Raw genomic sequence first — 20,595 nt, 5'->3', positions numbered from 1 at the left:
TCGGGGGTTTAGTTGTACTTTTCACGGATAGTCTTCTGAAAAACGGCCGGTGAAAGCCCCGTATGTTTTTTAAAGAACCGGGAGAAATAGGCATCGTCATCAAAGTTCAATTCTCCCGCTATCTGCTTTACAGACAGCCTTTGCCAGAACAGCAGGCGCTTTGCTTCCATAATGCGCTTGGCATCGATGATCTGCTTGGCGCTGCGCCCGATGGTGTTTTTTACCGTATCATTCAGGTGCCCCGGGGTGACGTGCAGCATTTCCGCGTAGTCCGATACCTGTACTTTTTCCTTGAAATGCTGGTCTACCAGTATCTTGAACTGGATACCGAGCCCGTTGATGGAAATATCCGCGTGGAAATCCTCTTCGTCCTCCGGCCGGGCAATACGCCCGCAAGCAATGATAAAAGCACTCAGCACATTCCGGATCACGGCTTCTTTCCGCGGCTTGTCATTCCGGTATTCCTGCAGCAGGATGCGCGCAAAGGACAATACTTCCTGCAGCTGACTTTCATCGAGATGAACAATATTATCCTTGAATATGCATTGCCAGCAGCTGAGTACCCCGAGCGTTTCGGTAATGAGAAAGTCACGCGTGAAATACAGCACCAGCACCTCCGCATCGGAACTCATATCGTGCTGATGTATCTGGTCCGGCTCCAGCATGATGATGGCCGGCGCGTGAACGGTATGTTTCTCGAAATCGATATATTCGGTCACGGAGCCCTTCAGCAGTACATTAATATTATATCCGTCGTGGCGGTGGGGCATGTCAAATCCCTCCCAGTCCACATCACGCAGCTGCATGAGCTGGATCATGAACTGGGACCCTTCGGTAATACTCTCCGAATCCCCGATACTGATGAGCGGTATATGATTATGCTTTGTCAGTTGCATGAGATGAGAATTTTCAGGTTAAATGGTTCGGTGTTTATTCCACCTTTTGTTTTTCCCTGACCAATACCAGGTCATTTATCTTTACCGTGATGGGAATATTCCCTACCTGCACGATGGCGTTTTTGTTGCGCAGCTCTGTCACCTTCCCCACCTGGCTATTGGTCCTTATCTTCACCTTGTCTCCCGTTTTGATATCTCCGTTTAATTCCTCGAACTTGTCCTGCACTTTCCGCTGGATCTTTTCATTGGCGGCCTTCGTCTTCTTGCTGAAAAGCAGCGCTTCCGCCTGCCTGATCACTTTCTGCTTGTCGTCCGTGCGTTTCCATTCCACAACGATCTGTTTCAGCTTGCGCTCCATATCTTTCAGGTACTGGATCTCTTCCTCGCGTATCTTGTTCTGCAGCTTCAGGATATTATGCTGTTGCTGCACCCGCTCCTTGTCTGCCAGTATCTCGTATTCCTTTTTAAGCTTCTCGTTCTCTTTCAGCAACTTCTGCAGCTCCCTTTCTTTGCTTTCCACCTTTTGCAGGTCCTGCTCCGCTTTGTTCAGCAGCTTGTCCAGCCGGAAGTGCCCTTCATCCACCAGTTTCCTGGCGCGGCTGATCAGCGACGGGTCCAGCCCGATGCGCTGCGCGATGGAAAACGTATAGGAACTGCCCGGTTTTCCGATGATGAGCCTGTACATCGGCTGCAGATGCTCTTCATCAAAGGCCATAGCAGCGTTGAGTATCCCCTTCACCTTGCCTGCCATGATCTTCAGGTTAAGGTAGTGGGTGGTCACGATGCCGAAGGCATGTTTCCTGGCCAGCTCCTCCATGATCACCTCTGCAAAAGCGCCGCCCAGGTTGGGATCGGAGCCGCTGCCCAGTTCGTCTATGAAGAACAGCGTTTTTCCGTTGGCGTTCTCCATGAAGTGCTTCATATTCTTCAGGTGCGAACTGTAGGTGCTCAATTCAAATTCCAGGCTCTGCGTGTCCCCGATGTGGATCATCAGCTGCCGGAAAATACCCAACTGGCTGGTGGGATGCACCGGCACCAGCAGGCCGGCCTGCAGCATAAGCTGTATCAGGCCCACCGTTTTCAGCGTCACCGTTTTGCCCCCCGCATTCGGGCCGCTGATCACAAGGATATGATGGTCCTTGTCCAGCGACATGTTAACAGGTATGGTAGGCTTCCCCTGTTTGCGGTTATACAGCAACAGCAGGGGGTGATAGGCCTCTACCAGATGCACCTGCGCATGCGGCATCAGCATGGGATAATTCCCGTCGATGTCCAGGGCAAGCCGGGCTTTGGCCCGGATGAAATCATAGATGCCCAGGATATCGTGATACCCCTGCAGCAAAGGCTGATATTGCTGCAGCTGTGCGGTGAGGGTACGCAGTATCCTGTACACTTCCCTTTGTTCTTCCCTTTCCAGCGAGAACACTTCATTGTTCAGCTGAATGGTCTCTTCCGGTTCGAGGAACGCTGTGCGGCGGGTATCCGACTCGCCATGCAGTATCCCCTTCACCATACGCTTCTGTTCGGCAAAAATAGCCACTACCCTGCGCCCGTTGAGAAAACTCTCCTCTATATCTGCCAGGTAACCCTGTTTCTGCAATTTGCCGAGAATGCGGTCAAATACCTTCCGCAGGTCTGAACGCCGGCGGAAGAGGGACATCCTGATCTTCGCCAGTTCAGGAGTGGCATTGTCCCGCACCTGCCCCGTTTCATCCAGCACTTCATCTATCAGTGAAACGATCTTCTTTTCGTAATATGTTTTGGAGATGACCTCATATAATCCTGCATAGGTCTCTCTCCTGTCGGCATCAAAAAAACGTACTATGCTGTGCATGCTGTCCGCCAGCTTGCGGAGCTGCATAAACTGATCACCTGCCAGCACGGAGCCCTGAATTTCCAGCAGGCGCAGCTCTTTCTTCAGATTGAGCACATAGTCATTAGGGAAATGCTGTTGCAGCAGCACCAGCTGTTTGTATTCATGCGCCTGCTGCAAGGCTGTTCTCACATAATCAATATGGGTATGCAGTCGCAGTTCTACGGCCATTTGCTTGCCCAGTTCCGTTTTACAATGCTCCTGCAATAATCCCTTAACCTTGTCAAACTCCAACTGCACCGGCGCCGACTCTGGAAAATACTTCACCTTCTAGTCAATTTTTAAATAGTTACCGGCTGCCGGCCCATGCAGCCCTCCTTTTTCGTTCCGCAAAGTTGGCCTATCCGTCTGAATTGTAAAAAAATGATTGATCAACAGACAATCATGAGTGACAAATGCGGTTCGTCATCTCATGCGCTTTCTCAAAAGAATGTTAAAGTTACTTAACTTGTTGATCCAATACACCAGGGATATCGTAATTTGACAGACAGATCAAGCTTATGATACACCTGAAGAAACATCTGCTGTCCGCCTGCCTGCTGGTTACCAGTCTGGCATCCTGCGCGCAGCCATCGAAAAAAACGGAAAAAGTACCCGAAGATATGACTATTGACAAAGATATGACAACTGCGGTCGCCACCTTCGGGACCGGCTGCTTCTGGTGCACGGAAGCACAGTTCCAGCAACTGGAAGGTGTGCTCAGGGTGGAATCCGGCTATTCCGGGGGCAGCAAGCCCAATCCTACGTACGAAGAGGTCAGCACCGGCCTGTCCGGCCACGCGGAGGTGGTACAGATCACCTACGATCCGGCAAAGATCTCTTTTGAGACGCTGCTGGAAGCCTTCTGGCAGGCGCATGACCCCACTACCCTCAACCGTCAGGGCAATGACGTGGGGCCGCAATACCGTTCGGTGATATTTTATCACGACGAGGAGCAGCAGCGTCTGGCAGAGCTGTATAAGAAAAAGCTGAATGAGGAAAAGGTGTATGACGATCCGATCGTTACGGAGATATCACCGTATAAGGCGTTTTATGTAGCGGAGAATTACCATCAGGATTACTATAACCTGAATGGCTCCCAACCGTATTGCACCTATGTTATCAAACCGAAACTGGAGAAATTCAAAAAGGTGTTTAAAGACAAACTGAAGAAATAGCCGGAAGGCAAAAAGCTACAAGGATCGCTATGATGCCCGTTTTCGCATGGGGTTATAGCGATTTTTTCATTTTCGGGGCCAGCGGCTTACAAGGCCTCAAACTTCTTGTCCCCTTTGTACAACCAGGAAAGCAGAAAATAGGCAATGGCTGTAATGATCAGTACATAGCCGGCAAACCCCACTGTCATGGCCGTTTCTATGGCCGTCCAGTTGTAAAGTTCCGCAAAGTACGCTGCCACTGCCAGTACAATTCCTGTTATACCGCCGATGATAGTGATTGATTTCATAAGTCCGATTTTGGGTTAATCGAATTGTGGTTACATAGTCCTTGTATCTTATAACGTGCCAAAGCGTAAAAGGTTAACAGGCCTGAAAAAGAAAAAACGGGATGTGTAAAATAGATACACCTTTTGTGGAAAATGTACGCGGTCAGTGGGGGGAAACAGCGGGTGGTCAGCGGAGGAACGGTGGAGGGTCACCGGGGAGTCGGTGGAGATAACGTGGAGATGACGTGGAGATGACGTGGACTTGATACTGCTTATCCATTAATATTCCATCCAAAACATATAAAGATAAAAAGCAATGGCATTACACCATTGCTTTTTATCTGTTATAAATAAATTTTATCGTTTTGAAAGGTCTTTGATCCGGATATTCCGGAACCGGACAACCGATCCGTGGCCCAGGAAGCCGATATGGCCCTTATCCCTTTTCAGGCCGGGATGGTCCTTATGGTCCAGCGTTCCTTTCTCCCGTGCTTCCGCGATATCGCCGTCCAGGATCACCGTACCGTTGAGCTCCACCGTTATGCGGGTGCCTTTCACGGTCACCTGCTCATAGTTCCACTCTCCCACCGGTTTCAGGAAACCGCGTTTCGCGGCGATCACGCCGTACACAGAACCGTGGTACTGGTAAACGTGCAGGTTTTTGTAAATATCCGCTTCATTGTCGAGTATCTGCAGCTCCATGCCCTGATAGGCCGCATCACCGGTAAGGGGGGCGCGGATACCGAGACCGTTGTTGGCGCCGGGCGTCAGCTGGAACTCGAAACGGAAAACAAAATCGCTGAACTCCTCTTTGGTATAGAGGTTCCCGCCGCCGCCTTTCGCGGGAGCGCAGAGGATATTGCCGTTATCGATCACATAGCTGGTGGTATTACCGGTCCAATGATGCATATTGGTGCCGTCGAAAAGTATCTTGTAGCCCTCTTTCTTTTCCGCTTCGCTGAGCGTGAAGGGTTCAACCTTCTCAAATTCACGGATGTACAGGTTGCGGTAGGCAACGTGGGTGCCGTGGGCCTGCAGTTCCAGCTGCTCTTCCGCAAAGATGGGCAGGGAGCGGTCCCAATAGTTCTCCAGCATCACATTGTCTACCACCAGCACACCATTCAGGTACACGGTCACCCGATCCCCTTTCATGATGATGCGGAAGGTATTCCATTCCCCGATGGCGTTGTCGGCCAGTGTCAGGGGCTTGGAGGGGTTCTGCTGGTTGTTGTAAAGTCCGCCTGACCCCACCTGCGCGCCTACATCGTGACGGGCAGTGTCCCATATCTGTACCTGCGGCGTACCGCGGAGGTAGATACCGGCATCCCCATCCTTCGTGATCTTCCAGTCCACGAACATCTCAAAATCGCCGTATTTCTTAACTGTGCAGAGGTTATCGCCCTTGCCGGTAAAGATCAGTTCGCCGTTCTCTGCTTTCCAGCCGGTACGCATTTTCTCATCTGCTTTGGCTTGTTCTTTCTGCAAGGTAGCGGCATCCATTTTAGCGCGTTTAACCGGATCGGCCACGAGGCCTTTCCAGCCCTGGAGGTCTTTCCCGTTGAACATGGACACAAAACCTTCTCCTTCGGGCATTTCCGAGAGATATTTGCGGATGGCCTCCCGCTGATAATCGGCATCGCCGCCTTTCAGCAGTTTTGCGGTCTTTTCCAGCAGGCTGCGCACCAGTTTGCCGTTCAGGGATTTATCCGCCAGTGCGATGTTCATCACGGCCTGGGCGGCTTCCTGCTGTACGGCGGGGTCGTCCAGGTAATTGCCGGCAAAGAGCAGCGCGGGGAATGTTTTGCATTGTTCCGTATGCTGGAGGATCGTTTTCTTCAGGGCTGCATTGGGCTGCAAAGCCATGGCATCTTTCAGCATCAGCAGGCGCTGATCGGGCGTACCGGCGGCTTTCGACAGGCGTACGAAACCCTGCAATGCCGTATTCCGGTAGGTTTCATGCTCCCTGGCGATCTTCAGCAAAGCGCTGGCTGCCGGGAGGTCTGTCCACGCCGTAAGCGCCGCTACCGCGGCCTGCTTTTGAGCGGCGGAGCCTTTATCGAAGGCATTGGCCACTACCTGCAGGGCAGCGGGACCACCGATACCGGCCAGCACCTGGTAGTAACGTTCCTGTTTTGCGGGTGTTTCCTTTTCCATTTGAGCGATCACGGGCGCTGCACCGGTTGCTGCGCTGATGACCGCGGCCTGCAGGGCCTTGATGTCCGCCGGCTGTTCCGCGGCGGAAAGCAGGCTGAACAGGGCGGGCAGTTGCTCAGGGCCTACCATGTCTTTCAGGGCGGCAAAAGCGGCGTTGCGCACATTGGCATCGGACGATCCGGTCAGCGGCAATACGTCCTGGAAACGGCTGTCTGCCTTGCGGGAAGCCAGCACGTCTATCAGCGCCACCTGCGCTGCCGGAGGCATTGCAGCAATGGACGCTCCGGAGAGGCTCACCACTTCGCTGCCTTTGATGGTTTTCAGCACACCCTGCGCGGCAGTCAATTCAGCGGCATTACCTTTTTTCAGCACATCCAGCAGGGCCGGAATGGCCTGAGCGCCGCCGGTTTGCCCGGCTGCGGTGATAGCGGCAAACTTCACAGCAGCATCTTTGTCTTTCAATGCTTTCAGGATGGCAGGCCATGCGGCGGCTACCCCGTTATCCCCGAGCATGGAGATCACCGCAGCTTTATTTGCGCCTTTGGCCTTGCCCAGGGCTTTCAGCCAGAGGACGTTGTTGGCATCGCTCTGAAATGCGCCTGCGAACTTCAGGGCGGCATCACGGTATTCCGGCTGCCGGTCATTCACTGCGGCGATCAGCTTCGGCATGCTGGCCTGGCCTTTGGCGCGTGTCAGCACATACAATGCGGCGGTGCGCACATGCACTTCCTTTGCTTCCTTCAATACTTTATCCGCAATTGCCGCGGCTTCCGCTGCCTGGCCTTTTTCCGCCATCTGCAGGGCTGCGTAGAGATAGGATGAGGTGGCATTGGTCACATCGTAGCTGTACCCCGTTTTTGCAGCGGCAGCGCCGGGTGCAGGGGAAGCCAGTTGGGACAGGGAATACATGGCCGTTTTGGCCAGCATGGGGTCATCTGAAGTGATCAGCGCCGTCAGTGCTGGAACCGCATCGGTCACCATCGCGTCCCCGATGGCCTGGGCCAGCACCTGTTTGTTCCGGCCGCGCTGTTCAGGCAAAGCTGCCAGCAGCACCTGCTTTGCGGCGGGCGTACCGATCTTTGCCAATGCGCGCGCAGCGGGGTCGCAAAGGCGTTCATCCAGCAGATACGGCTGTATGGCCGGTACCGCGCCGTCATTCCCTACCTGTTGCAACTGGGTGAGGATGAATGCCTTGTTTTCCTTGTCGCTCACCTTTTGCAGCGCTTTGGTGTAGGCGCCGGCGGCGATGGTCATGTCTTTTTCCCGACCGGCCTGGGTAATATAAAACGTGTAGCCGGCGAGGGCGTATTCAATGGCGGTGTTATCGCCTTTCCCCGGGGCGTTCAGCATGGCGGCCATACTGGTGATGCCTTCTTCCCCGAGTGCTGCCATGGCTTCCATATTGGCTTCCAGGGCGGCTTTATTATCGGCAGGCTGCTGTGCCAGCAGGTCTGCGATCTTGGTATGCGTTGCACGGTTATCCTGCTTCGGTTGCGCCATGGCGGCGAACTGGAGCATAACGCATGTAACGATGAGGAGTAATTGTTTCATTAAAAAAAATTTATTCCTTGTAAGCCGGAAGGCCTTTTGCGCAACCTGGTCCCTTCCTGCTTCATTAATAAGATCAATCATACAAACTAAATAGTCCAGGGCCCGCGCATGGGCTGGAAGATCATTTTATTGGCACCCTCATCGCCTATAAATTCCTGTTTTACGGGGTCGAACTTCAGGTTACGGCCGAGTTGAAGGGCTATTTTACCCATGTTCACAATGGTTGCGGAGCGGTGCCCGTTCTCTTCGTTGAGTGCAAATTTCTGCCGGCGCTTTACGGCTTCCACGAAATCTGTTACCTGTGGTGCGGGATCGGGGAATGCGGCCAGCTTTTTCTCCAGATCGGGGATATCCGATTTAAAGCCGGGATACAGCTTGCCGTTGGGCCCTTCGATATAGGCGGCTTTTGTTTCGGTGCCTGCGCCGTCCAGGATGATCTGGCAGCCATCTGCATACGTGTAGGTGATCTTGCGCCAGGTGCCAACGGCATCGATGTGTTGCTGGGGAGCGTCGATCTCCACGGAAACGGGACTGGTGTCATCTTTCCCGAGGAAATACTGGATGGGGTCCAGGTAATGCTGTCCCATATCTCCGAGACCGCCGCCGTCATAATCCCAATACCCGCGGAAGGTGCCGTGCACCCGGTGGGGATTGTAGGGCTTGTAGGGAGCGGGACCGAGCCACATGTCGTAATCCAGCTCTTTGGGCACGGATTGCGGCGCCAGGTTGGTTTTGCCTACCCAGAAGAATTTCCAGTCGAACCCGGTATGGCGACTAACCGTCACTTTCAGCGGCCATCCGAGCAGTCCGCTGTTCACCAGTTTTTTGATCGGCTCCACGGTGGTGCCCATACCATAAAAGCGGTCCGAGAAACGGAACCAGGTATTCAGCCTGAAGATGCGGCCATGCTGCTGAACGGCTTCCACAAGGCGTTTGCCTTCGCCGATGGTGGCGGTCATCGGCTTTTCGCACCAGATGTCCTTTCCGGCCTTTGCGGCGTCCGCTGCAATGATACCGTGCCAGTGCGGCGGTGTGGCAACGTGTACGATGTCCACTTCCGGCAGCTGGATCAGCTCCCGGTAATCGGTGAACGTTTTGACGCCTTTAGCCTTGTCTTTCAGCGCGTCCAGTCCTTTCTGGATGTGGCTCTTGTCCACATCGCAAATCGCTACGACCCTGGTGCCGGCATAGCCGAAGTGGCCGCGGCCCATACCGCCGGTGCCCACCACCGCCTTGGTCAACTGGTCACTCGGGGCGAGGTACCCGCGTCCCAATACATGCCTGGGCACGATGGTAAACGCAGCCAGCGCTCCAACCGAGTTCCGGAGGAATGACCTCCTGGAAGAATGGATTTCTTTTTTTCCCATGATTTTATTTAGGTGATTTCCTGACAAAATACGAATTAGAATCTGTGCCTGTATCGGCAGGACAAATTAAAAGGGGGCTGCACCAAAAGTAAATGTACTTCCGGCACAGCCCCTGTGCTATCATAACAAACTAGTAATCGTCGTTCTGCTCCATGTTCGGGTTGGAGAGTATCTCTTTTTCAGGGATCGGCCAGTAGAAGTCGCGGGTACGGTAAACGCGGTCCTGCACAAGGATGGCTTCTCCGGTATCGGGGTCAGTGGCGCCGTACACAGGTCCGTTCATAACGGTATTCACAGTACCCCATCTGCGGATGTCGAAGTAACGCTGCCCTTCAAAGGCCAGCTCTGCCTGGCGTTCCCTGCGGATGAAAGCGCGCAGCTTCTCCTGGGTATTGTACCGGGCGAGGTCTACGTCGGGCATACCCGCACGGGAGCGGATATCGTTGAGATGGGTGGCGATATCGGGGTTCTGCCAGTCGTCCAGCTCTACCAGCGACTCCACGTAATTCAGCAGCACTTCCGCGTAGCGGATGAACATAAAATCGAGGTTACGGGGGCCGGACTGCCGGTCTCTTGGATCGAGGTATTTGCGCACCCAGTAACCTGTAGCGGTAGATTTCTGCACGCCGATCTTGTCAGGGTTCTGCAAGGAAGGATCAAATGGCTTCAGGATATAAGAACTTTGCACGAACGACTGACCCGGATAAAGGACAGAAGCGGATAGACGCGGATCACGATTGTTGTTGTAGTTAGGTTCTCTGCGATAGATCTCCACTGAATCCGGACCAAGCTCCTGAATCGAGTAACCCTGCTTCGTTTCATAGTTGTCCACTACGCTCTGGGTTGGCGACAAATAGGTTTCCCCGCCGATACCATAAGGCGCAAAGGTCGTCCAGGCATTGCCGCAGCCGTTAAGTTTGAACCAGATACGTTCCTTATTCAGTTCGCCGGCGTACATGAACAATTCGGAGTAGCTGTTGGCAGGATTGCTGCTCCGGTATAGGCTGTGAACACCTGAAGTGATAACGTCTGCGGCAGCGTCCCTAGCCACGTCATACTTCTTGTAGTACATAGCTAACCGCGCCAGCAGTGCGTAACAAGCGTTGCCGGAAATACGCCAAGCTTCGTTATTGTTATATTCAGGCGGCAGATTTTCACCGCAGGCTTTTAATTCGGCAGCAATGAAATCGTACACTTCCTGTTCCGTATTCCTTGGGAGAAAGTTTTCGTTCGGTGTCAGGGATTTTGTAACGATAGGGATACCGCCAAAATAAAGGAGGCATTCCATATGATAGTAGGCGCGAAGCGCGCGAGCTTCGTATTTCATGCGTTCTTTTAGTGCTTCGTCCATGAAACATTTATCCACGTTCTCCAGGAAACGGCAGGCCCGGCGGATATCCAGGTAGTTATCCCGCCAGATCCACTCTGCTACGTCCCAGGTTGCGTTCTGCAGCCCGCGCGTAAATATATCGTAGTTACCTCGGTTCTCTCCCCTGCTCACCCCTTCATCGGTCATGCCGGAGATAAGCATCACATTACGGCCGGTAGATCCCGCAGGCACGCCAGCGTAGACAGATCCCAAGGCATTGGTAGCATTCGCTTCCGTATTCCACCATTCAGCATCGGATATCTGTGTGGGATGATCGTTGGTAAGGAACTTCTCACATCCCGATAGTGCTGTAATACCAACACAGGTTGCGATCCATATATAAGAAAATTTCATTTTTTTCATGATTGCTGATTTAGAATTGAACGTTACATCCTACCATATAGGTTTTCATAATGCCATAAGTCCACTGGTTGCCCTGGCTTTCAGGATCAGTAAGCTTCATTCCCGTGGCAACAAAAGGATTCTGGGCGTTGGCATACATTCGTATGTTTCGGATGCCCATGCGTTTTAACCCTGTGCTTTGCAGGTTATATCCCAGTTGCACATATTTCACACGCAGGTACGCACCGTTCTGGAACCAGAAGTCCGATGTCAGCTTGTTGGAGGCGGGCGATGTATTCAATCGCGGGAAACGGGCGTCCGTGCGCTCAGGCGTCCAATAGTTTTCGGAGTAATATTTTGTTGGTACGCCACCATCGAACGACATGTCCAGCGGATAGGCCAGCATACCGGCAAGCAATACATCGTTATCAGAAACACCCTGAATGAGCCATTCGAGATCCCAGTTTTTGTATCCGACACGGAAATTCGAGAAGTAATCCACTTTGGGGGTCCTGTTACCGATCAGTTTCTGGTCGTTCCCATCGATCAGGCCATCGCCATTCTGATCTACATATTTAATATCGCCGGGCAGCTGACCAAGGAAAATAGGCACTTTGCTTTTGCCATCTGCCTCGAAGTCATCTGCCTGCAGCAAGCCGTCTGACTGATAGCCGTATATACTGTTGATGGTATAACCCTCCTGATGGATACGTGCAGCACTGGTAGTGATATAGGGACCTCCCTTCAGGGAAAGTATTTCGTTTTCGTTGTAAGTGATACCGGGCCGAATGGAAATACTCCAGTCCTTTCCAAAATTCTCATTGTAGTTTACCGCCAACTCCAGGCCTTGGTTGCGCACCTTGCCCGCGTTGATAGGAGGCGTGCCGAGGCCGCCGACATAAGAAACCGGGGGTGTCAGCAGAATACCGTCAGTTCTTTTATCGTAGTAGTCGAATGTCACTTCAATCCGATTGTTGTACAATCCCAGGTCGAAGCCGATATCCAGCAGGTTAACGGTTTCCCAGGTGATATCAGGATTACCCCATGTACCTTCCACTCCGTCCGTAGTACTGATCAGGTTTTGGTAAAGATACGGGTTGATATTCTGGTTGCCGAGCTGGCCGTAAGAAGCACGTAATTTCAGATTGCTGACAGCGCGGGAATCTTTCAGGAAATTCTCTTTGTGTACGTTCCAGCCGACTGCTACGGAAGGAAAATAGCCATACTTGTGACCCGGCCCGAACTTGGAGTTACCATCCATGCGAAATGCGGCTTCTACAAGGTATTTGTCAGCATAAGAATAATTCACCTTGCTGTAGGTACCAAGTATGGACCATATATCCCAGTCGCCGGACTGCGTTTCTTCCTGCGAATACCCAAGCAAAGCAAAAAAGTGGTGTTTGCCAATGTCGAAAGTATAGTCCGCAGAAGCGCTGGCATAATAATATGTGGTGCGATAGAAATCACGGGTACGCTGCTGCCCCCACGTTTGCACCAGTTGGCCTGTATAGTAGTCGAAGAAATGATAATTATTCCTACTGGTACGTATTACATCGCTGTTCAGGCGGTAACTGAGTTGCCCCTTCAGGTTCAGCCCCGGCATCACTTCCCATTTCGGCTGCAGGTTAATACTGCTTTGCATGGATTCATATCTGCGGGCTCCGCCCACTTCCGCATAGGCCAGCGGATTCACAATATCCACGTAACGCCCGTAGATAACGGGAGAGCCGTCCTCTACAGGGTATTTAGGCAGAACGGTCGGCGGAACACGATAGACGTCTTCCAGCATGCGGTTGCCGCCGCTGCCATTCGGGCGGTTGGGATAGCTCACGTTACGTTTGATCGCCAGCATGTCCATATTCACAAGAAATTTTTTACTGAGGGAGACGGAAGTGTTGGCCCGGATGTTGTACTTGCGGGAATTGCTCACCGGTATCATACCGTCATGGAACTGGTAATTGGCCGTCAGCGCGAAGCGGGCCATGCTGTTACCGCCACTTACAGAAAGCGAATGGCTGGTGATGGGCGCATTTTTTTTGATGATCACGTCCTGCCAGTCGGTATTGGGATACTTTAGGGGATCAACCCCCATACGGGTGCTGTCGATCGCATCCTGGGTATAGAAAACCGGGCGACCATTGTTCACCAACGCTTCGTTGTACATATTCATATAAGTAGGCGCATCCACTAGGTCCGGCATGCGAGAAGGCGCTTGCACTCCAAAATATCCGTCGTAGGTCACCGCTACCCTCCCCGGCACGCCGCGTTTGGTGGTTACCAGGATCACTCCATTACCGCCACGGGCACCATATACAGCTGCAGCAGCGGCATCTTTCAGCACAGTAATGCTCTCCACTGTCAGCGGATCGATGAAGTCCATATCCATCGGAATACCATCAACCAGCACTAGCGGATCGCCGTTGCCCAAAGTACTCAGGCCGCGGATTTTGATAGAAGCGGCATCACCGCCCGGAAGGCCGGACCCCTGCCGGACCTGCAGACCGGTTACGCCGCCCTGCAAAGCCTGGGATATCTGCGTTACCGGTTTGCCTGACATTCTGGATTCCACGTCCACCGATCCCACGGAGCTGGCGATATGCTTGCGCTGCAATTCGGAAAGCCCCACCACCACTACCTCATCCAGCGCGGAAATATTTTCTTTCAGGGAAATCGTGAGGTTGCTCAATGGCCGTGAAACGGTAAACTCTTCCGGGTGATAGCCCATCAGGGAAAAGATCAGCACGTCGTTTTTCTTCGCACGGATCGTAAAATAACCGTCCGCATCTGCCATCGCTCCCTTATTGGAGTTTTTGATACGCACCGTTACACCGGGGATGCCCTGCGGCGGCTCATGGGTGTCGTAAATGCGGCCTTTGATCACGAAACCGGTATCTTCCTGTACGAATCTGCCATCAGGCAGCAGCTCGTCCCGGGAAATGATGGCCACCTGCTTTTTGATGATGCGATAGGTAAGCCGGGTATCCCGCAGCGCCAGGTCCAGCACTTCGCGGACATCCTTGTCCTTCACATCAAGGGTAACCTTCTGTTCCCGGCTGATCAGCTCATCCTTATAAAAGATCCGCCAGTCACTCTGCAGTTTGATCTGCGAAAAAAGGTCTGGCAGCGTGGCGTCTGTGAGACGGACGCTGATCCTCCCCTGTGAGTACGAGGCCGAGGAAAAGGCACAGGAGATGCCTGCGAACAATAGAAAAGTAGTCAACTTCATAATCCGTAGCACTTTTAATACAGCACTTTCCCTGCGCGGGAAGCGCTTGCCGACATGGATTTTTTGCATACATTTACGGTGTTTAATTTAGGTAATAGTTAAGCCTGTCCCGATGGCCATCGGGACCAGTAGCCGGGAGATGTTTGCAGCATCTTCCGGTTTTTTTATAAAGCGATTATTGGTTGCTAGTTACTGCTACTTCTTTTTCAGTATAATTCCCTCCGTTGTGTGTTCATACTTCATTCCGGTACTTACGCTGACCGCATCCAGCACATGGCCGATATCGTCCGCCAGGTCCAGGTCACCGGAGAAAGTTGACTGTCCGTTTGATTCCGTGGTTATCCGGATATTAAAATACCTGCTCAGTTTTTTCAGAATATGTTGCAATGGTGCGTGTTCGAACATCAACCGCCCCTCCTTCCAGGCGGTATAGATCATGGTATTGACCTGTTCCTTGCTGATATTGTGGTCGATCACGGAGTAACCCGCTTTGTAACCCGGTGTCAGCAACTGCTGCGCGGCGCCTACATTGGCATGTACCTTTACGCTTCCCTGTATCAGCACCACCGTTTGCTCCGCATCATCCGCATACGCGCTGATATTGAATGCGGTGCCAAGTACCGCGGTCTTCAGCTGGCTGGTGTACACAAAGAAGGGATGCCCTTCCCTGCCCACCACTTCGAAATATGCCTCTCCTTCCAGGAACACTTCCCTGCTTTTGCCATCGAACACTACCGGATATACCATCCGCGAGCCTGCGTTCAGCCAGACTTCCGTACCATCCTCCATGGTGATCTTTGCCCGGCGGCCATATGGCACGATCAGGGTGTTATACTGAATTTCCTCTCCACCCTCCTGCTGATACTGCTCATTATCATTCACCATAACGTGTGTGCCGTTCTGGCTATAGGTGAGCGACGCACTTGCCCCGCTAAGCGTTACCTGCCTGTTATTGCCCAATACCAGGCGGGTTTCGCCGGAAGTATCCGCAACAGGCTGCTGTTGTTGTGCAAAGGCCAGCACGCCTTTTTCCGCTACGGGCTTCTGCCGGAGCATCCACCATCCTGCCGCTACCAGAACGATCACCGCGGCAGCCACTTTCCACCAGAGACGGCGGTACACCGGTTGCCGCTCTGAAACACTGGTCTCAATGCGCTCCCAAAGCTCCGCTTTCTCATCCGGTGCGAGGCTTTCATTCCCTGCTGCACGGACGATCTGCTTTACTTCGGGCTCCAATGGGTCCCTTTCACCGGAAGGCTGTTCGTTATGCTGGCTCATGCTTCATTTATTATATAGAGTGAGAAATCGTGGGGATATAGACTGCCGGATCAAACTTTTTTTAAAAAGAGTTGAACAGGCAGATGAGGAGATAATAAACAGGGGTATGTTTCAATTGTTCCCGCAGTTGCTGAAAGGCCCTGTAGGCCAGGGTACGGCAGGTAGGGATGCTGATCTTCATCACCTCGGCCACATCTTCATAACTCAGTTCACAATTATAGCGCAGGTACAATACCTCTTTCTGGCGCGCCGGCAATAGCTGCAATGCGGCGGAAAGGCGGCCAAGCATTTCTTTTTGCTGTTCATCGGCAATAATATGATGCTCCTTGTCATATTCTATCATAAAGGTGGTATCCGCGCCATCATCGGGATACAAAGGCACCGTCTTTTTGCGTGTTTCATGGAGTTTGCGGCGGAAAGCGCCCAGCAGGTAAAAACGGATATTGACGGCGGGGGAAAGATTGCGGTGATAATGATGGAGGTCCACGAACAGGTCGTGCATACAATCCTTTACGGTTTCCGCTTCACTGAAATAGCGCATGCCGTAGCGGAACAGCACATCTGCATAGTCTTCATACAACACTTTGAACGCCCCGGCCTGGCCTTCACGAACGGCCGCCCACAGCTCGTTTTCATCTTTAAATTGCGGAAGATTGTTCACTTGCGGTTGATGATCAATTTTATGCTGATGAACCGACAATATATAAAACTTTTGGAAATGGGCCGTATGATATTCTTAACTTGGTATCCGGATATGTACAGGACCTTTCCCCCGCCGCCGCAATTGGCCCGACATGTGCGCATGTTCTGGGTTTTCGAGCACGATGTGCCGCAGGGAGAGCCGTACGTGTACCGGTCCATGGCAGACGGCTGTGCGGAAATGGTCTTCCATTACAAGGGGCTGTTCTCCGGGCTGAATACTGACGATCATCCTTATCATCCGGCCGTGCTGCATGCGCAGAGCAGCCGGCACCGCAGATTCCTGACACACGGCAGCTTCGGGATATTCGGCGCCTATCTTTACCCATCCGCTTTACCGCAGCTTTTCGGGCTTTCTTCCGCGGCATTCAGCAACCATGTGCCGGAATTGGCGGCGGTACTGAGCACGGAAGGCAGGTTCCTCCAGGAGCAGGTGATGACGGCAGCCAGTCATCCTCAGAGAGTACAGATCCTGAGCAGGTTCCTCCTGGAACGGCTGCATAAACGGCGACAGGATGAAACAGCTGCGCATGTTGCGATACGGCATATCATTGCAGCAAAAGGACAGGTGAATGTTACCGCACTGGCATCGCAGATATGCCTTTCCACCCGGCAATTTGAAAGGAAGTTCAAGGAGTTCGGCGGTTTTTCGCCAAAAATGTACAGCCGTATCATCCGCTTTCAGGGGGCGCTGGCGGAATACGGCAATACCCCGCGCAGCATGACGGATATCGCTTATGCATGCGGGTATTATGACCAGTCGCATTTCATCCACGAATTCCGGGAATTCTCCGGTTATCATCCCCGCCAGTATTTTTCCGGCCGCCCTGAAGGGATAGAATACCGGGAGGGGTAAGATTGTCGTTTTTTTCCAATTTGATGATCGTACGTCCACCTAATTTTGTCATCAACAAAAGCACATTTCTTATGTCAAAAGCAAACATACCCGCTGGTTATCCGGCCGTTATTCCTTACTTCCTGGTATCTGACGGCGATCAGTTCCTGGTGTTCCTGAAAACGGTATTTGAAGCGGAAGAGAAGGCCACTTACCGGGATGCGGCGGGGCGTCTTATGCATGGCGAAGCCGATATCAACGGCAGCATCATCATGTTCGGAGAAAGCAATGAAGCCTGGGAGCCGGAGACCAGTTCCGTTTTTGTGTATGTGACAGATGCGGACACCACGTACGCGAAGGCGATGGAAGCAGGCTCCACATCGCGTCAGGAGCCGGCCAGCAAGGATTACGGCAGAGCTGCGGGAATCAGGGACCCCTTCGGGAATACCTGGTGGATCACCTCCGTCTGATCATTTTCCGCCATGTTGCTGATAGTATTCCCACATCATCATAAACACTTTTTCTTTCAGCATCCGCACATCGTCCCGGTTTAACCCTTTTGTTTCCACCGGCGGCAGGAAATGATAATCGATCCGGTGCGGCAGGGCGAAAAAGAATTTTCCCGGCACCAGTATTTTGCGGGTATTGAACAGCAGGGCCGGGATCACCGGCACTTGGGCATCGATCGCCAGCAGAAAAGCACCGTCGTAAAAGCTCTTCAGCGGGTAGCCGGTGCGGTTGCGTGTGCCTTCGGGAAACAAGATCATGTGCATGCCCATTTCCAGCGCGCGATGCATATGCTCGAAGCTTTCGCGGCGGCTGGCCTCATCCTTGCGGTTCACCATGATCCCGCCGATCTTGTACATCATGCCGAACAAGGGGATACGGCCCATTTCGTATTTGGCGAGTGTTTTATTGACACCCGGCGTCCAGGGTGTTGTCACCGGTACGTCCATCAGGGAATTGTGATTGCAGACCACGACATATACCTGCCCCTTTTTGAAATGCTCCTTTCCGTGACGGTAAACGGGACAAAAGATCAGCGGCATGTAAACAGCCATCCATCCGCGGGCGAGTGCAAGGAAGTAACGGGTTTTACGGGGATCGGGCAAGAGGGAGGTGATCCAGATAGGGATGACCATCAGCAGCAGGGTGATGACAAAGATCAAAAGCCCGTATACCGCATAAACACGGCCTGCTATATTTCTAAGCCAATTCATATTTCATGTAAAGGGAGATATATTGAAGTTACAGTTGCCAGTCTACCGGTTCCTTTCCATCTTTTACCAACAGCTCATTGGCTTTGGAAAAATGCCTGCAGCCGAAAAAACCTTTGTCCGCACTGAAAGGGGACGGATGCGCTGCCTTGAGGATGTAATGCCGGGTAGCATCGATAAGCACCTGCTTGTCCTGCGCAAATTTGCCCCAGAGCATGAACACCACTCCTTCCTTCAGATCGGATATCTTTCGGATGACGGCGTCTGTAAAAGTTTCCCAGCCGATCTTGCTATGAGATGCCGGCTCCCCGTTGCGGACAGTAAGCATGGCATTGAGCAGCAATACCCCATGTTCTGCCCATTTGGTCAGATCCCCTGTTTCCGGGATGGGTATGCCAACATCCTTATTGAGCTCTTTATAGATATTGACGAGGGATGGCGGGGGCTTTACACCTTTCTGCACAGAGAAGCAGAGGCCGTGTGCCTGGCCGGGCCCGTGATAGGGGTCCTGCCCCAGGATGACTACTTTTACATTATCGAAGGGGGTTTTGTCAAACGCATTGAAGATCAGGTTTCCCGGGGGGTAGATGACTTTATTGAGCGCTTTCTCATGTTTCAGGAACATGACGATCTGCTCGAAATAGGTTTTCTGGAATTCGTCTTTCAATACCTCTTTCCAACTGCTTTCGATCTTTACATCCATTTCATTAGCTTTAAACAACGGAATATTTGATTAATTGATGGAAAATTATATAAATTTGCACTCCCATAAAAAATTATTTAGTGTTCCGGACCGGTAGCTCAGCTGGATAGAGCAGCTGCCTTCTAAGCAGCAGGTCATTGGTTCGAATCCAATCCGGTTCACAAAGGGGCCGTCTCAAAAGTAATTGAGACGGCCCCTTTTCGTGGATTTTTCCCGCCAGTATTGATTATTTGTTAATTTATGTATTAATTCAAATTAAAATATACAAAGAACCCGGTGGCCTGTTCAGTGACCTGTCTTCATATTATTACTAACTTTTTGTAAGTACTTTTGAGATTGCGAAAGGGTCAGCTTGCGAATGACTGGCGGATATTCAAAATATGGCTATAGATTAATTTGTAAAATTAAAACCAGGCCAGGTTGAATTTATGGAAATAGATACTACGGTTGCTGCTCTCACTATTTGATGTATTTTCATTAAATTCAATTAAAGCACCAATCATATTATCAGCTGTTTTTACCATGCTGCTATAACCTCCGAGCTTTGCATTCCCAGAGCCGTTTTGCGGAATGGCTTTGCTGGTTGGCCAACTAATACCTTCATCATTGGAAATTCTGATTCTCATGGCGGTTCTGGTACTTTGGCTGGCAGAATTCATAAACAGAATCCGGCTGGGCGAATCAGTATATCTTAAGATAGAACCCTGACAATGCGGATCAGGCAAGGCTGTTACGGCCTCGAAGTCGGTCCAGCTCGTGCCGATACCCCCCACAGATTTATAACGATAAAACCCGGCTGAACCCACACCACGATCGTTTCTCATTAGCACACCCGTTAACCGTTCAACTATTGTACCCTCAGATGTACCGCCAGGAATAGATTCGTACTGCCAGGTAGTACCATTATTATCGCTATAGATGTTCCTGCCACTAGCCGGAATGATCAAGCGCCCCGCTGTGGCGCCAAAACGTTTTTGAATGCCGATACCAGGCCCCATTGCATCCCAAACCATGTTAGCGGGCTTAACAATATTTGTGATATTTACCGGAGTTGACCATGTGTTTCCATCCTGGTCAAATGTACTATAACATACAAACGTTTTTCTTTGTCCTGGTTGAGTAATCTTCGTTGTTCCGTTATCACCAAACTGGCTCAGGCCAGCATCATTATAAGACATAAATAGCCAGATCTTCCCATCGCTTTGATTAACAACCGCAGTGGGATTGCCCCAGGTGCCGCTGGTACTCTTTACCAAAATCTCGGGACCCCAGCCACTTCCGTTAGTAGCAGACCTTCTGCAAATCACGTTAATGTTTCCGTAATCTCTGTTATTGTCTACTCTAGCCTCACAAAAAGCAATCAATGTTCCTTTTTTAGTTCTGATAATGGATGGAATGCGATAAGAATGGTATAAACCGCTGCCTCCATCAAACAATTTTATTGGAGTATTGAACGCCAATGTTGTGAACTCTCCTTCAGTTGATGACCTGGTTTCTATCTCTTTCCCTGGTTCAGATGCTGCATCCGGTGGTACACCTGTTTTTTTACAAGCAACCATAGCTACCAGGATAAATGAAAATACCAGCACAACCTTGTTGTGCCGGCGCATTTTCGTGCTAAAAAAATTGATTTTTTTCATATCAGTGAAATTTATAAGTGGT

General features: G+C 51.6%; 15 protein-coding genes and 1 tRNA gene. 4 read left to right on the top strand and 12 right to left on the bottom strand.

Translation table 11 applies throughout. The features are described from left to right. Positions 1–8: 8 nt before the first annotated feature. Together FW415_RS13280 and FW415_RS13275 are read right to left on the bottom strand one after the other, a co-directional pair. Complete coding sequence (locus FW415_RS13280) at positions 9–896, bottom strand: helix-turn-helix domain-containing protein (RefSeq protein ID WP_148385741.1); 888 nt, start codon at positions 894–896, stop codon at positions 9–11. Positions 897–930: 34 nt separating this feature from the next. After that, complete coding sequence (locus tag FW415_RS13275) at positions 931–3,036, bottom strand: endonuclease MutS2 (protein ID WP_148385739.1); 2,106 nt, start codon at positions 3,034–3,036, stop codon at positions 931–933. A 233-nt stretch (positions 3,037–3,269) separates the two neighbouring features. Between FW415_RS13275 and msrA the strand changes: the two genes are divergently transcribed. Next, positions 3,270–3,926, top strand: coding sequence for a peptide-methionine (S)-S-oxide reductase MsrA (msrA, locus tag FW415_RS13270; protein WP_168208809.1), 657 nt, complete (start codon positions 3,270–3,272; stop codon positions 3,924–3,926). A gap of 86 nt (positions 3,927–4,012) precedes the next feature. On the opposite strand, the gene FW415_RS13265 is transcribed toward msrA, so the two are convergent. The 7 genes from FW415_RS13265 to FW415_RS13235 all read right to left on the bottom strand — a co-directional run bounded on the left by FW415_RS13265 (position 4,013) and on the right by FW415_RS13235 (position 16,140). Then, complete coding sequence (locus FW415_RS13265; protein ID WP_148385736.1) at positions 4,013–4,213, bottom strand: hypothetical protein; 201 nt, start codon at positions 4,211–4,213, stop codon at positions 4,013–4,015. 336 nt (positions 4,214–4,549) lie between these two features. Then, positions 4,550–7,897 carry a family 16 glycoside hydrolase gene (locus tag FW415_RS13260; RefSeq protein ID WP_148385734.1) on the bottom strand — a complete coding sequence of 1,116 codons (3,348 nt, stop codon included), beginning with the start codon at positions 7,895–7,897 and terminating at the stop codon, positions 4,550–4,552. 86 nt (positions 7,898–7,983) lie between these two features. Next, entirely contained in the window at positions 7,984–9,264 is a 1,281-nt protein-coding gene (locus FW415_RS13255; RefSeq protein ID WP_148385732.1) for a Gfo/Idh/MocA family oxidoreductase, read from the bottom strand. Positions 9,265–9,394: 130 nt separating this feature from the next. Next, positions 9,395–10,996 carry a RagB/SusD family nutrient uptake outer membrane protein gene (locus FW415_RS13250; protein ID WP_210420680.1) on the bottom strand — a complete coding sequence of 534 codons (1,602 nt, stop codon included), beginning with the start codon at positions 10,994–10,996 and terminating at the stop codon, positions 9,395–9,397. A gap of 10 nt (positions 10,997–11,006) precedes the next feature. Continuing rightward, positions 11,007–14,201 (bottom strand): TonB-dependent receptor, encoded by a 3,195-nt coding sequence (locus tag FW415_RS13245; protein WP_210420679.1) that lies wholly within the window; start codon positions 14,199–14,201, stop codon positions 11,007–11,009. A gap of 195 nt (positions 14,202–14,396) precedes the next feature. Beyond that, positions 14,397–15,479, bottom strand: coding sequence for a FecR family protein (locus FW415_RS13240; protein ID WP_148385728.1), 1,083 nt, complete (start codon positions 15,477–15,479; stop codon positions 14,397–14,399). Between the two features lie 61 nt (positions 15,480–15,540). After that, positions 15,541–16,140, bottom strand: a complete 600-nt coding sequence (locus FW415_RS13235) for an RNA polymerase sigma factor (protein WP_168208808.1) — start codon at positions 16,138–16,140, stop codon at positions 15,541–15,543. A gap of 66 nt (positions 16,141–16,206) precedes the next feature. Between FW415_RS13235 and FW415_RS13230 the strand changes: the two genes are divergently transcribed. Together FW415_RS13230 and FW415_RS13225 are read left to right on the top strand one after the other, a co-directional pair. After that, entirely contained in the window at positions 16,207–17,034 is an 828-nt protein-coding gene (locus FW415_RS13230) for a helix-turn-helix transcriptional regulator (RefSeq protein WP_210420678.1), read from the top strand. Between the two features lie 71 nt (positions 17,035–17,105). Beyond that, complete coding sequence (locus FW415_RS13225; protein ID WP_148385723.1) at positions 17,106–17,483, top strand: VOC family protein; 378 nt, start codon at positions 17,106–17,108, stop codon at positions 17,481–17,483. On the opposite strand, the gene FW415_RS13220 is transcribed toward FW415_RS13225, so the two are convergent. After that, entirely contained in the window at positions 17,484–18,182 is a 699-nt protein-coding gene (locus tag FW415_RS13220) for a 1-acyl-sn-glycerol-3-phosphate acyltransferase (RefSeq protein WP_246858737.1), read from the bottom strand. It lies immediately after the preceding gene. 79 nt (positions 18,183–18,261) lie between these two features. After that, positions 18,262–18,933, bottom strand: a complete 672-nt coding sequence (gene ung / locus FW415_RS13215; protein WP_148385718.1) for a uracil-DNA glycosylase — start codon at positions 18,931–18,933, stop codon at positions 18,262–18,264. An 87-nt stretch (positions 18,934–19,020) separates the two neighbouring features. Here ung and FW415_RS13210 point away from each other — a divergent pair. Beyond that, positions 19,021–19,094: transfer RNA gene (locus FW415_RS13210), tRNA-Arg, on the top strand. 243 nt (positions 19,095–19,337) lie between these two features. On the opposite strand, the gene FW415_RS13205 is transcribed toward FW415_RS13210, so the two are convergent. Next, a complete protein-coding gene (locus tag FW415_RS13205) occupies positions 19,338–20,573 on the bottom strand; it encodes an exo-alpha-sialidase (protein WP_246858736.1) in 1,236 nt (411 codons plus the stop codon). Positions 20,574–20,595: the final 22 nt, after the last annotated feature.

Source organism: Chitinophaga sp. XS-30 (assembly GCF_008086345.1).
GTDB lineage: Bacteria > Bacteroidota > Bacteroidia > Chitinophagales > Chitinophagaceae > Chitinophaga.
The sequence above is the reverse complement of the archived record's forward strand: the minus strand, read 5'-3'. Positions and strand labels throughout refer to the sequence as shown.